Annotated in this window: 10 protein-coding genes; 9 read left to right on the forward strand and 1 reads right to left on the reverse strand. The window is 36.9% G+C overall.

All coding sequences use genetic code 11. The annotated features are described in order from the left end of the window. The first annotated feature begins 35 nt into the window (after positions 1 to 35). The 3 genes from argB to argH all read left to right on the forward strand — a co-directional run bounded on the left by argB (position 36) and on the right by argH (position 3,537). Positions 36 to 830: an acetylglutamate kinase gene (argB, locus tag FB551_RS02715; protein ID WP_047431867.1), complete on the forward strand. Its 795-nt coding sequence runs from the start codon at positions 36 to 38 to the stop codon at positions 828 to 830. Continuing rightward, a complete protein-coding gene (locus FB551_RS02720) occupies positions 805 to 1,887 on the forward strand; it encodes a M20 family metallo-hydrolase (RefSeq protein WP_142014729.1) in 1,083 nt (360 codons plus the stop codon). The genes argB and FB551_RS02720 overlap by 26 nt, the downstream gene beginning before the upstream one ends. A 345-nt stretch (positions 1,888 to 2,232) precedes the next feature. Further along, positions 2,233 to 3,537, forward strand: coding sequence for an argininosuccinate lyase (gene argH, locus FB551_RS02725; protein ID WP_142014732.1), 1,305 nt, complete (start codon positions 2,233 to 2,235; stop codon positions 3,535 to 3,537). Positions 3,538 to 4,087: 550 nt separating this feature from the next. Here argH and FB551_RS02730 read toward each other — a convergent pair. Beyond that, positions 4,088 to 4,549 (reverse strand): Lrp/AsnC family transcriptional regulator, encoded by a 462-nt coding sequence (locus FB551_RS02730; protein WP_002980286.1) that lies wholly within the window; start codon positions 4,547 to 4,549, stop codon positions 4,088 to 4,090. Positions 4,550 to 4,788: 239 nt separating this feature from the next. Between FB551_RS02730 and FB551_RS02735 the strand changes: the two genes are divergently transcribed. The 6 genes from FB551_RS02735 to FB551_RS02760 all read left to right on the forward strand — a co-directional run bounded on the left by FB551_RS02735 (position 4,789) and on the right by FB551_RS02760 (position 12,385). Further along, positions 4,789 to 5,679 (forward strand): aspartate carbamoyltransferase catalytic subunit, encoded by an 891-nt coding sequence (locus FB551_RS02735; protein ID WP_142014735.1) that lies wholly within the window; start codon positions 4,789 to 4,791, stop codon positions 5,677 to 5,679. Positions 5,680 to 5,857: 178 nt separating this feature from the next. Then, complete coding sequence (locus FB551_RS02740; RefSeq protein ID WP_047431858.1) at positions 5,858 to 6,931, forward strand: carbamoyl phosphate synthase small subunit; 1,074 nt, start codon at positions 5,858 to 5,860, stop codon at positions 6,929 to 6,931. A gap of 160 nt (positions 6,932 to 7,091) precedes the next feature. Continuing rightward, positions 7,092 to 10,274 carry a carbamoyl-phosphate synthase large subunit gene (carB, locus tag FB551_RS02745; protein ID WP_142014738.1) on the forward strand — a complete coding sequence of 1,061 codons (3,183 nt, stop codon included), beginning with the start codon at positions 7,092 to 7,094 and terminating at the stop codon, positions 10,272 to 10,274. 119 nt (positions 10,275 to 10,393) lie between these two features. Further along, positions 10,394 to 10,831, forward strand: coding sequence for a hypothetical protein (locus FB551_RS02750; protein ID WP_047431853.1), 438 nt, complete (start codon positions 10,394 to 10,396; stop codon positions 10,829 to 10,831). Positions 10,832 to 10,843: 12 nt separating this feature from the next. Continuing rightward, the gene (locus FB551_RS02755) at positions 10,844 to 11,680 is read left to right on the forward strand and encodes a hypothetical protein (RefSeq protein WP_142014740.1); all 837 of its coding nucleotides are present in this window, start codon (positions 10,844 to 10,846) and stop codon (positions 11,678 to 11,680) included. A 204-nt stretch (positions 11,681 to 11,884) separates the two neighbouring features. Next, on the forward strand, positions 11,885 to 12,385 hold the full coding sequence (locus FB551_RS02760; protein WP_047431847.1) for a hypothetical protein: 501 nt from the start codon (positions 11,885 to 11,887) through the stop codon (positions 12,383 to 12,385). The last annotated feature ends 105 nt before the right edge of the window (positions 12,386 to 12,490 follow it).

Raw genomic sequence — 12,490 nt, forward strand, 5'->3', positions numbered from 1 at the left:
AAGGATAAAAAAGAAAGGATCACAAAACGTTTACAATGAAAGAAAAGTTATACATCATAAAAATTGGAGGAGCTTTAATTGATGATGAGGAATTGTTAGTTCAATTCTTAGAACAGTTTTCTGAAATTCAGGAAAAGAAGATCCTTGTTCATGGCGGAGGGAAATTAGCTACCACATTGGCTGATAAACTGGGCATTGAGCAGAAAATGATCAACGGCAGGAGGATTACGGATAAAGAGACATTGGACATTGTAACCATGGTATATGCAGGAGGAATCAATAAAAATATTGTTGAAAAGCTGCAGCAGAAAAAATGCAATGCCATAGGATTTTCCGGAGCAGACGGAAATTTAATTAAAGCTAAAAAAAGAGAACATCCTGAAATTGATTTTGGATTTGTGGGGGATATTACCAAGAAAAGTGTAAACAGGAAACTGGTTTCAAAATTAATCAAGCTGGATCTTGTTCCTGTATTTTCTGCGATTACCCACGATAGAAAAGGAAATTTATTCAATACCAATGCAGATACCATTGCTTCTGTGATGGCACAGGCTCTTTCGGAGAAATATGAAGTTGAACTGTTGTATTGTTTTGATAAGGAAGGTGTTTTGGAAGATGTAAACGATCCTGAATCTGTGATCAAAAGTGTAAATGAAGAAGAATTTGAAGTATTAAAAGAAGAAGGGAAACTTCACAAGGGGATTTTACCCAAACTTGAAAATGCTCTTGGAGCTATAAAAAATAATGTAGACAAAGTGTTTCTGATTAAAGAAACAGAATTGAAAAACCATATAGAAAATCATCATGCAGGAACTGAAATCTGTTTATAATAAAGAAGAGCTGTTAAATAATGCGATCGGATTGCTTAAAAATTTGATTGAGATTCCTTCATTCAGCAAAGATGAGTTTAATACGTCGGTGGAAATTGAGAATTTTTTCAAAAAGCATCAGATTCCTACGAAACGTTTTAAAAACAACATTTGGGCGGTGAATAAACATTTTGATGTGTTTAAACCTTCCGTTTTGCTGAATACACATCATGATACGGTAAAGCCTAACAAAGCATATACGCTTGATCCGTTTGTTCCTGTTGAAAAAGACGGCAAACTGTTCGGGTTGGGAAGCAATGATGCAGGAGCTTCACTGGTTTCTATGGCACAGGTTTTTTTACATTTTTATGATAAAGAAGATTTAAAATATAATTTAGTTATTGCTTTGACGGCAGAGGAGGAGATTTCAGGATTTGATGGAATTGAAGCCTTATTTCCGCAGCTACCCAACGTAGAACTCGCCATTGTAGGAGAACCCACGCAGATGAATCTGGCGATTGCAGAAAAAGGACTTCTTGTGATTGATGGAGAAATGAAAGGTACTCCTTCTCATGCCGCTCATCCTAATGATGATAACTCAATTATAAAATGCATGCAGGATCTGCAGAATATTTTAGCTTTTAAATTTCCAAAAGTTTCAGAATATCTTGGAGAAGTTAAAGTGACTTTATCAGGAATTCATGCAGGAGTACAGCACAATGTCGTTCCGGAGTCTTGTAATTTCACACTGGATGTTAGGGTGACAGATGAATATTCCAATCAGGAAGCATTTGAAATCATTCAGTCTCAGATGGAATCTACATTGACGGCAAGATCATTCAGGCTGAATTCTTCAAAGATCGAAATGGATCATCCGTTTGTAAAGGCAGGTATTGAAATAGGAAGGACCACTTATGGTTCACCTACTTCCTCAGATCAGGCGATTATCCCATGTACATCCGTGAAGATAGGACCTGGAGACAGTAGGCGCTCTCACACCGCAGATGAATTTATCTATATCCAAGAAATAGAAGAAGGAATAGAAATCTACATCAGTATTTTAGAAAAAGTGTTATAAATAATGGAAGAATGAAGCGGAAAGATGGAAGTTATTATAGTTTATAATTTCACTTCCAGCCTCCAGCCTCAGACTTCCGGCTCAATATATGTTTTGACTCCGTCCGGCAGGCGCCAGAAGTTTAGTTTTTAATAAGATTTATGCAAAAAAGAAAATTAGGAATGAAAGCTTTACATAAGGAAATGTTTTTTTATAGTTAATAGTAATAAGGATTGCCTTGCCGGGCATGTCAAAACCAATAAATATTTTAAGTCAGATATTATGAAATCACTACCAACTAATTTTTCTGGTAAAACAGATAGAAGTGGCGATTGCATGTGATTTAAAAAAAATAAATAATTACATATGAAAAAAATATGGCAGAAGGATAACCTTGCCACCAATATATTAGTCAATCAATTTACAGTCGGTAAAGATCTTGACTTTGATGAACGTTTAGCCAAATATGACGTGAAAGGTTCTATGGCACATTGTAAAATGCTTGCAGAAACCGGTATTATCACACAGGAAGAATCAGAGCAGATGTTATCTGTCTTAAATAGTATTTTAAATCAAATTGAGGATGGGACTTTTGAAATTGATAAAGAAGCTGAGGATATCCATTCTCAGGTAGAAGCAATCCTGATTGAAGAATTAGGAGATACAGGAAAGAAAATTCATACCGCAAGATCAAGAAATGATCAGGTTTTATTGGATATCAAGCTGTATTTATTGGATGAAATCCGTGAGATCACAGCCCTTACAGATGCGTTTTTCCAGATTTTAATTCAGTTGGCGGATCAGCATAAAAATGTTCTGCTTCCGGGATATACTCATTTGCAGATTGCAATGCCTTCCTCATTCGGATTGTGGTTTGGAGCTTATGCTGAAGCCCTTTTGGATGATGTGGAAATGTTGTTTTCAGTGAAGAATATCATTAATAAAAATCCATTGGGATCAGCTGCGGGTTATGGTTCATCTTTTCCGATTAACCGTGAAAGTACAACCTATAACTTAGGATTCCAGTCGATGAATTATAATTCAGTTTACGCTCAGATGACCCGTGGAAAGTCAGAGAAAATGTTATCAATGGCAATGGCAACTTTAGCCGGAACACTGGGTAAATTTGCTTATGATGTATGCCTGTATCTGAGTCAGAATTTTGATTTTATCAGCTTTCCAAAAGAATTTACTACGGGAAGCAGTATTATGCCTCATAAAAAGAATCCGGATATCTTTGAGCTGGTTCGTGCACGATGCAACAGAATTCAATCACTTCCGAACGAACTGATTCTTTTGACCAATAATCTGCCTTCAGGATATCACAGAGATGTACAGCTGACCAAAGAAATTCTTTTCCCGGCTATTGATTCCCTGAAAGAATGTCTGGAAATCCTAAGCTACACTTTGCCTAATATTAAGGTAAAAGACGGGATTCTGGAGGATGAGAAATACAAATACCTTTTCAGTGTAGAGAAGATCAATGAAGAAGTGAAAAACGGCAGCTCTTTCCGTGATGCTTATGTGAAAGTAGGGCAGGAGATTGAAAACAACGCGTTTGAATTTGAACCTGGAAACCTTGAACATACCCACCAGGGAAGTATCGGAAATCTTTGTCTGGATAAAATAGAATATCAGTTCAATAAACTGAAAAATAAATTATTGGGTTAGAATCTAAGCTATTAAGGTCATTAGAAACTTAAGCAAAAATCAGTGGGATTTAGCCTGCTGTCTTTTCGTTGTGAAAGCCTTAATCTTATAAATCTTATCTGCTTAAGTGATCTTAATGGCTGGATTGTAATTCCGCTCTTTGAATTTGATGATTGATAAACTGAACCATTAAGGTAGATGAAGACTTTAAGGTTGGTTAAGAAAATCTACTGCATAAAATTTTATCGGAGATAAAATCTTTGCGCCTTACAGCATAAAGTTTTCAATTTTTTTTGCGTCTTTGCGTATTCTAACAAAATACGAGTTTATAAAAGAAGTTGGTATACGCAAAGGTGCAAAGATAATTATTTGAGTTGTTTTTTAAGGCGCAAGAAAATCAAAGATTTTCAGCAAGGAAAATCGATTGATAACTTGAACCATTAAGGTAGATTAAGGGTTTAAGATAGTTAAGAAAATCTGCGATTTTTTAGCCGTATTGTTTTAAACTCGCTTGCGAATTGCTTAATTATTCTTCAGCTCTTAAAAGCTCTTAATGGCTTAAAAAGAAGATTTATTCCAGATCAATTTTAAACTTGGTAGACTTTTTCACCTCGTGAAGCACAATGGAGCTGTGGTACTGCCCGATATTAGGAATGTTTGAGATCACATTCACAGCAAATTCATTATACGAATTGATGTCCTTGGCAATGATCTTCAACATATAGTCATACTCTCCGGAAAGACTGATGATTTCCTGTACTTCGTCATATTTTCCGATGTGGTTCTCAAAAGTTTCCAATACTTTCTTGGATTGTTCTTTGAGGCGGACATTACAGTAGACTACAATATTTAAACCCAGTTTTTCACGGTTTAAAAGGCCCACATACTTCTGAATGATTCCCTGCTTCTCCAGTTGTTTGATTCGTTCATACGTAGGAGTGAAGGTAAGACCAATCTTTTCGGAAATTTCTTTAACCGATAATGTAGAGTCTTCCTGAATAATGCTGAGAATCATTTTGTCTTTTAAATCCATAAAATAATTTGAGTTGTAACAAAAATATTAATTTTAAATGAGAATAAGGAAATACTGAGGTTTTTAATTTATTTTAAACTTTGTTTTTGTAGGTTCATAAAATTGTTGTATCTTTGCACCTAATGAATAAAAAAGCATTTATATCATTAGATTTACCGGGCGAAAGCGCCCTTTACGATATTTATTGTTATTAGCGAAGATTGTTGTCTTCGCTTTTTTTATGCCCAAAAATAAGAATTATGTTTACGATTACAGAACTAAGCACCGAGAGAATCAACAGTATACTGACAGAAGCACTGGCTTTTGCGAACGGTAAAACTGCTAAAATTGAAGGAGAAGTTTTTTGCTCAAACCTTTTCTTCGAAGACAGTACAAGAACGAAAACAAGTTTTGATCTTGCAGAAAGAAAACTGGGACTTCAGGTAGTTCCGTTTGATGCATCACACAGTTCGGTAAACAAAGGCGAAAGTCTTTATGATACAGTAAAGACCATTGAAAGTATAGGAGTAAACCTGGTGGTAATCCGCGATAAGAAAGACAGATACTTCGAGGAATTAAAGAATATCAGCATTCCTGTAATCAACGGAGGAGACGGAACAGGAAACCATCCTTCACAATGTATGCTGGATTTACTGACTATTTATCAGGAATTCGGAAAGTTTGAAGGATTGAAAGTAGGAATTGTAGGTGATGTGAAACACAGCCGTGTAGCGAATTCAAATGCGGAAGCTTTAAGAAGGTTAGGCGCTAAAGTATACTTCTCAGGACCGGAACAATGGTTTGACGAAGGAGCTTTAATCAACGGAACTTATATGTCAGTAGATGAGTTGATCGGAGAAGTGGATGTTTTAATGCTGTTAAGAATCCAACACGAAAGACACGATGCCGCTATGAGTTTCACTGCTTCAGAATATCATAAAAGATATGGGCTGACGAAGGAAAGAGAAAAAGCCATGAAAAAAGAAGCAATCATCATGCATCCTGCTCCCATCAACAGAGGAGTGGAAATAGATTCAGACCTTGTAGAATGCAGGAGATCAAGAATCTTTAAACAAATGCAAAACGGTGTGTTCGCAAGAATGGCCATTTTGAAAGAAGCGTTGGAAAGTAAAGGGCATACCTTTAAATAAGAGCCAAGTTAAAAGAGCCAGGGTAAAAGTAAGAAGTTAAAAGTTAATGAGCCCCGTAGGGGCGGCCTGTTAATAGCAATGGGTGAATCCCATAAATAAATGGATAATGATATCCAAGCCCTGTAGAGGCGACCTGTTAATGACATATTAAATAAATAATAAGAGATAAAAGTTTAAAATGAAGAAAAAATTAATACTGGAGTCCGGTGAAGTGTTTCATGGAGAAGGTTTCGGAGCAGAATTGGAAACTGCAGGGGAAGTAGTTTTCAATACCGGAATGACAGGGTATCAGGAATTGATCTCTGACCCATCATACTGCGGTCAGATAGTTTGTATGACCTATCCGCTTATCGGAAATTATGGTATTAACCGTGATGATTATGAAAGTATTGAGCCGGCAATCAAAGGGCTTATCGTAAAAGAACTTTGCGATCTTCCTTCCAATTTCCGTACTCAGATTACTTTAGATGAACTATTTAAAAAGAAAAACCTTTCAGGAATTTCAGGAATTGATACAAGAAGACTGACAAGAATTCTTCGTAACTCCGGGGTAGTAAAAGGAAAAATTGTAAATGCTGATGCTGATGAAGCTGCTGTAGCTTCTGAATTGAAATCAACAAACTTCCCAACCAATCAGGTAGAAGAGGTTTCAACAAAAACACCTTATGCTAACCCGAACAGAGGTTTCAAAGTAGTATTGGTAGACTTCGGAGCAAAACTGGGAATTATCAGAGAGCTGTCTCAAAGAAACTGTGATATCATCGTAGTTTCTCAGGATACGACGGCAGAAGAAATCCTGTTGATGAACCCAGATGGAATTATGCTTTCAAATGGTCCTGGTGACCCTGAAGATGTACCACATGCTTTAGATATGATCAGAGGATTACTAGGAAAAGTTCCAATCTTCGGAATCTGTTTAGGACACCAATTGATCGGTCTTGCCTGCGGAGCGAAAACTTTCAAACTGAAATTCGGACACAGAGGAGGAAACCACCCGGTATTGGATTTAGAGAAAAATACAGTAGCCATTACTTCTCAAAACCACGGATATGCGGTAGACCAGGAAAGCTTAAAAGGAACAGACCTTATCGAAACGCACATCGCATTGAATGACAGAACCAACGAAGGATTAAAACATAAAATCCACCCTTGTTTCTCAGTTCAGTATCACCCTGAAGCGAGCCCGGGCCCTGAAGATGCAAACTACCTGTTTGATGAGTTCATTCAAATGATGGAGGACTTTAAGAAATAAGACTGCTTTTTGTTATTCAGAACGAAGCAATAGCGGAGTAAAGAATCTCTACAATAAAATTAGATTCCTCGGAATGACAAAATACAATCATAAGTCTTATAAAAGTAAAAAAAATAAGAAGTTTAAGAATTTGATTCTTAACCCCAATTAAAAAAGAAAAATGGCAAAACGTACAGATATAAAAACAATTTTAGTAATCGGTTCAGGACCTATTATCATTGGTCAGGCAGCTGAATTTGATTACGCAGGAACGCAGGCTTGTCTGTCTCTGAAAGAAGAAGGCTACAAGGTAATTTTGATCAACTCAAACCCTGCAACGATCATGACGGATGTGGAAATCGCAGATAAAGTATATATCGAGCCGATTTCATTACAATTTGTAAGCCACATCATCAGAAAAGAACGTCCGGATGCTTTATTACCAACATTGGGAGGTCAGACTGGACTGAACATGGCGGTAGAACTTGAAAAGTCAGGAATTCTTGAAGAATGCAAAGTGGAAGTATTGGGAACTAAGCTTTCTGCCATCAACAGAGCAGAAGACAGAGATCTTTTCCGTGAGTTGATGAGAGAACTGAACGAGCCGGTTCCGGAATCTGATATCGTAAATACGGTAGAAGGAGCTCTTGCTTTCGCAGATGAAATCGGATATCCTGTAATTGTTCGTCCTGCCTTTACGATGGGAGGAACCGGAGGTGGTATCGCTTCCACTGAAGTTGAATTAAAAGAAATTGCCGAATTAGGATTAAAGCACAGTCCGGTTACACAATGTTTGATTGAAAAATCAATTGCAGGTTTCAAAGAAATAGAATACGAAGTAATGCGTGATGCAAACGACAACGCCATTGTGGTTTGTAACATGGAAAATATTGACCCGGTAGGAGTTCACACAGGAGACTCTATCGTAGTTGCACCTTCTCAGACCCTTTCAGACAGAGAGTATCAGTTGCTGAGAAATGCTTCTTTAAAAATTATCAGAGCGTTAGGAATTGAAGGAGGATGTAATGTACAGCTTGCCTTGGATCCACACTCTTTCGAATACTATATCATCGAAGTAAACCCTAGAGTATCCCGTTCATCAGCTTTAGCAAGTAAAGCAACAGGGTACCCGATTGCAAAAATCGCTGCAAAAATCGCTGTAGGATTAACGCTGGATGAAATCATGAACCCGGTAACAGGAAAAACATACGCATGTTTTGAGCCGGCTCTTGACTATGTGGTGACAAAATTCCCAAGATTCCCATTTGATAAATTTGAAACGGCAGACAGAAGACTTTCTACTCAGATGAAAGCTACTGGTGAAGTAATGGCCATCGGAAGAAACCTTGAGGAATCTTTACAGAAAGCGATCCGTTCACTGGAAACAGGAATCAAGCATTTAGGATTAAAAACAAAACAGGCTGAGGCACTTACTGCTGAAGAAATCGAAAGAAGGATCAGAGTGTGTGATGATGAAAGACTATTCATCATCGGAGATGCTTTAAGAAGAGGATACGACTGGGAACAGATTGTAGAATGGAGTAAAATCGACAAGTTCTTCATCTGGAAACTGAAAAAACTGGTTGACTTCGAAAAAGTAATCGCTGCCAACAAATTTGATAAAGAAACATTAATTGAAGCGAAGAGATTAGGTTTCGCAGATATTAATATCGCAGTTCTTTGGGATGTAAAAGAGCGTGAGGTTTTCAACTTCAGAAAAGAAAACGGAGTAATGCCGGTTTACAAAATGGTAGACACCTGTGCTGCTGAGTTTGAAAGTGAAACGCCTTATTTCTACGGAACTTACGAAGAAGAGAACGAAAGTGTTGTTTCAGACAAAGAAAAAATCATTGTACTAGGTTCCGGACCTATCAGAATCGGACAGGGAGTTGAGTTTGACTACGCTACCGTTCACTCAGTATGGGCGATCAAAGAAATGGGGTACGAAGCAATTATCATCAACAACAACCCTGAAACAGTTTCTACAGACTTCTCAATCTCTGATAAACTATACTTCGAGCCGCTTACTGAAGAAGATGTAATGAACATCATCGAGCTTGAAAAGCCAAAAGGAGTAGTGGTACAGTTCGGAGGGCAGACAGCTATTAACCTTGCTGATAAATTAGCCTCTCACGGAGTACAGATCCTGGGAACTTCACTGGAAGATCTTGACAGAGCTGAAAACAGAGATAAATTTGAGAAAGCACTTCAGGAACTGGGAATTCCTCAGCCAAAAGGAAGAACTTCAACTTCGAAAGAAGAAGCGATAAAAATTGCAAACGAAATCGGTTACCCGGTATTGGTACGTCCAAGCTACGTTCTTGGAGGTAGAGCCATGGAAATTGTATACGCTGAAGCAGAGTTGGCCCACTACATGGAGCACGCAGTTGATGCGAGCCCTGAGCACCCGGTTTTGGTAGATAAATACATGGTAGGAAAGGAAATCGAAGTTGATGCCATCTGTGACGGTGAAACAGTCGTGATTCCTGGAATTATGGAGCACATCGAAAGAGCAGGAGTTCACTCCGGAGACTCTATTGCAGTATATCCGCCACAAAATATCTCTCAAAGTGAAATTGATACTTTGGTAGACTATACAAAGAGACTGGCAAAAGGGCTGAAAGTTATCGGATTAATGAACATCCAGTACGTTCTTTTCGAAGGAAACGTTTATGTAATCGAAGTCAACCCTCGTTCTTCAAGAACAGTTCCTTTCTTATCTAAAATTACGGAGGTTCCGATGGCTAACCTTGCAACAAAGGCAATCTTAGGACAAAAGCTGAAAGATTTAGGATACGAAAACGGATTGGTTCCAAACAAAGAAGGAGTTTTTGTAAAAGTACCGGTGTTCTCTTTCTCTAAACTAACGAAGGTTGACATCTCTCTGGGCCCTGAAATGAAGTCTACAGGTGAAGTTATGGGGAAAGATACTACTCTTGAAAAGGCCCTTTACAAAGGATTGGTTGCTGCAGGAAGAAAAGTTCCTATGCACGGTTCTATCCTGTTCACGGTAGCAGATAAGCATAAAGATGAAGCGGCAGCTCTTGCAGCAAGATTCCATGAAGTAGGATTCAGAATCTGGGCTACGGAAGGTACTGCGAAGTTCTTCGAGGAAAAAGGAATCCCTTGCAAAATCGGATACAAAATAGGAGAGGAAAGTGTAAACCTTATCGACCTGATCCAGAAAGGAAAAGTTCAGTATGTTGTAAATACTACTACAAAAGGTAAGCAGGCAGAAAGAGATGGATTCCAGATCAGAAGAATGAGTGTGGAAAACGGTGTTCCTTGTTTAACTTCAATGGATACAGTAGAAGCAATTCTGAAAGTAATCGAAAGCATGAGCTTCAAAATGGAGACAATGTAATTTCGAACTAGAATAAATATTAAAATCCCGCAAGTGTTCTTGTGGGATTTTTTTATAGTAAAAACTCATAAATTAAAGTAATCTGATTATTTTTACAAAAACCATCTAAGCTAAATAATATGAATGCAATTATTAAAGGAGTTTTAAGTGTTGTTTTTGTGCTTGTATTTTTGGGATGTTCAATACCAACCGATTTTTATATTCAAAATTTAACAGAAACAAAAAAAACACTAAAAATTAATTATAAAAAAAGAATGGTAAAAGAATTATCTGAAGGTTCTTATGGTGCATTTACTTTCAATTATGAGAATGATATTGTACAGCCAAAATTTTTCAGAAAAACTAAAAATTTAAAATCTCTTGAGAAAAAGATGGACAGCTCTGTTGTTACACTGGAAATCAATCCCCATTCAACAGTACGGATTGAAAAAACGCACAATTTTATGTGGAAATGGTATATTGTTGATGTTGAAATTGACGGACAAAAATATAGTATAGATGAAATAGTCAAAAAATCTGAGAACGTTAAAGATGATTATATTTTTAAAATTGAATAAAGAAAAGCTATAATGGATAAAAAAGCCATAAAAATTTTATTGAATACCATAAAAAGTTCTCAGGATGCAAGTCTTAGCGACTGGTTTGATTGGGAAACATACATGCAATATATTACAGAAGATGATTTTGAGTATGCAAAAAAGCAATCTGTAATGTTTGATCAGGAAGAAATAAGTCATGATGAGATTTGCAGAAGAATCAAAAGTGCTGTGGCTGGCATTGAAAAACAGCAGGTGGTAGATGCTTTTCTTTATAGTTTAAGTACCAGGCAATTAGAATATCGTTCATTTTTATCCAGCTACTGTATTGCACAAAGTCTCGCAGAACATAGTTTTACACCAAGTCCAAAGCCCAATGAAGAGATCTGTGCGATCTGCGGGCTTCATACCTTTGAATTTGAAGACCCTATCGAATTCAATACAATCAATTATTTCAAATATAAAGATGGATGCTGTTTTGATAATTTAATTCAGGTTTTATTTGATGTAGAACAGTTTCCAAAATTTCCGGCGGTTAAACCCAATGAAAATGACTACAAGATCCTCAATGAACTGAAAGAAATCATTGAAAAGTCAGAACCTAACGACAGAATTTCCCAACTCAAAAAGAAGATCTCTAAAACAGTAAAATCAAATGATGACGAACGGTTGGGATTGTTGGAAATCTTAGGAGTTATCGGAATTTTACATGATGATACCCATCGGGGATATGCCAATCAATACGTTGCCTATCCGGAAAGAGAGCATAGGCCCATTAGAAATGATGATGTTGGTTATCCCGCGAGATGGTGGCAGGGGAAATTTGGGATTGATGATGAAAAATGGAAGTATTGGTTTGAAAGCAATTAAGTGATTGTTTATAATGTTATCATACATTTACAAGCAAATTTTCAACACAAAAAACGTGGTTAAAGAGAATTCACAAGAGTTTTTACCGGATTAGCTTAAAAATACATAATGTTCACCAAATTATTTATAAATTAGAGCGTTAAAATTCAGGCTGTTATTATTATTTAAAAACTAATAAAAATTCCACCAAATCAAAATATAACCATGGCAGAATATTACGCAAAATCAAGCAATTCTTTATCTTTTGAGGTTACAAGAGAAGAAAAATTAATCGGGAAACTTATTTATACAAGCTGGTTTAAATTTAATGCCGTTATTGATATTGCAGATGGTCAGACTTATCAGGTGGAACCAAAAGGGTTTTGGGGAACCACGATTGAGCTGAAAGATCATGAAAGAGTTCTGCTGAAATTCAGGATGAACTGGAACGGGGAAATTGTAGTGCAAACCTATTTTGACGGCGTGAAGAACGGATACCTTTTCAAACACAGAGGTATTTTTAAAGAATCATTTGTTCTTACAGATCAGGAAGGGGTTGAGCTGATGATCATTAAGCCTCATTTGAAATGGAGTTCTATGAATTACGAATACCAGGTCACAACTTCTGATGCCTTCGAAACGTTCCCGGAGAAAGACATCGTTTTAATTAATGCGCTGCATTGTGCCAATTATTATATGTCGATGATGGCGTCTGCCGTGATATAAAAGATAATTTTAGATTTTAACAGCGATGTCCTTCTGACACAGAATGAAGTTCTGCGAACATTGTTCAAAGAATTTCATTAATAATAAACTTGTTTAAACTTCTTG

Source organism: Chryseobacterium aquifrigidense (assembly GCF_006716485.1).
GTDB lineage: Bacteria > Bacteroidota > Bacteroidia > Flavobacteriales > Weeksellaceae > Chryseobacterium > Chryseobacterium vietnamense.

What these genes read in the sequence shown, in the direction of transcription:
- FB551_RS02720 (WP_142014729.1), top strand. Translation starts at nt 805, where the DNA reads ATGCAGGAACTGAAATCTGTTTATAATAAAGAAGAGCTGTTAAATAAT.
- FB551_RS02740 (WP_047431858.1), top strand. Translation starts at nt 5,858, where the DNA reads ATGAAGAAAAAATTAATACTGGAGTCCGGTGAAGTGTTTCATGGAGAA.
- carB (WP_142014738.1), top strand. Translation starts at nt 7,092, where the DNA reads ATGGCAAAACGTACAGATATAAAAACAATTTTAGTAATCGGTTCAGGA.
- FB551_RS02735 (WP_142014735.1), top strand. Translation starts at nt 4,789, where the DNA reads ATGTTTACGATTACAGAACTAAGCACCGAGAGAATCAACAGTATACTG.
- FB551_RS02760 (WP_047431847.1), top strand. Translation starts at nt 11,885, where the DNA reads ATGGCAGAATATTACGCAAAATCAAGCAATTCTTTATCTTTTGAGGTT.
- FB551_RS02755 (WP_142014740.1), top strand. Translation starts at nt 10,844, where the DNA reads ATGGATAAAAAAGCCATAAAAATTTTATTGAATACCATAAAAAGTTCT.
- argH (WP_142014732.1), top strand. Translation starts at nt 2,233, where the DNA reads ATGAAAAAAATATGGCAGAAGGATAACCTTGCCACCAATATATTAGTC.
- FB551_RS02730 (WP_002980286.1), bottom strand. Translation starts at nt 4,549, where the DNA reads ATGGATTTAAAAGACAAAATGATTCTCAGCATTATTCAGGAAGACTCT.
- FB551_RS02750 (WP_047431853.1), top strand. Translation starts at nt 10,394, where the DNA reads ATGAATGCAATTATTAAAGGAGTTTTAAGTGTTGTTTTTGTGCTTGTA.
- argB (WP_047431867.1), top strand. Translation starts at nt 36, where the DNA reads ATGAAAGAAAAGTTATACATCATAAAAATTGGAGGAGCTTTAATTGAT.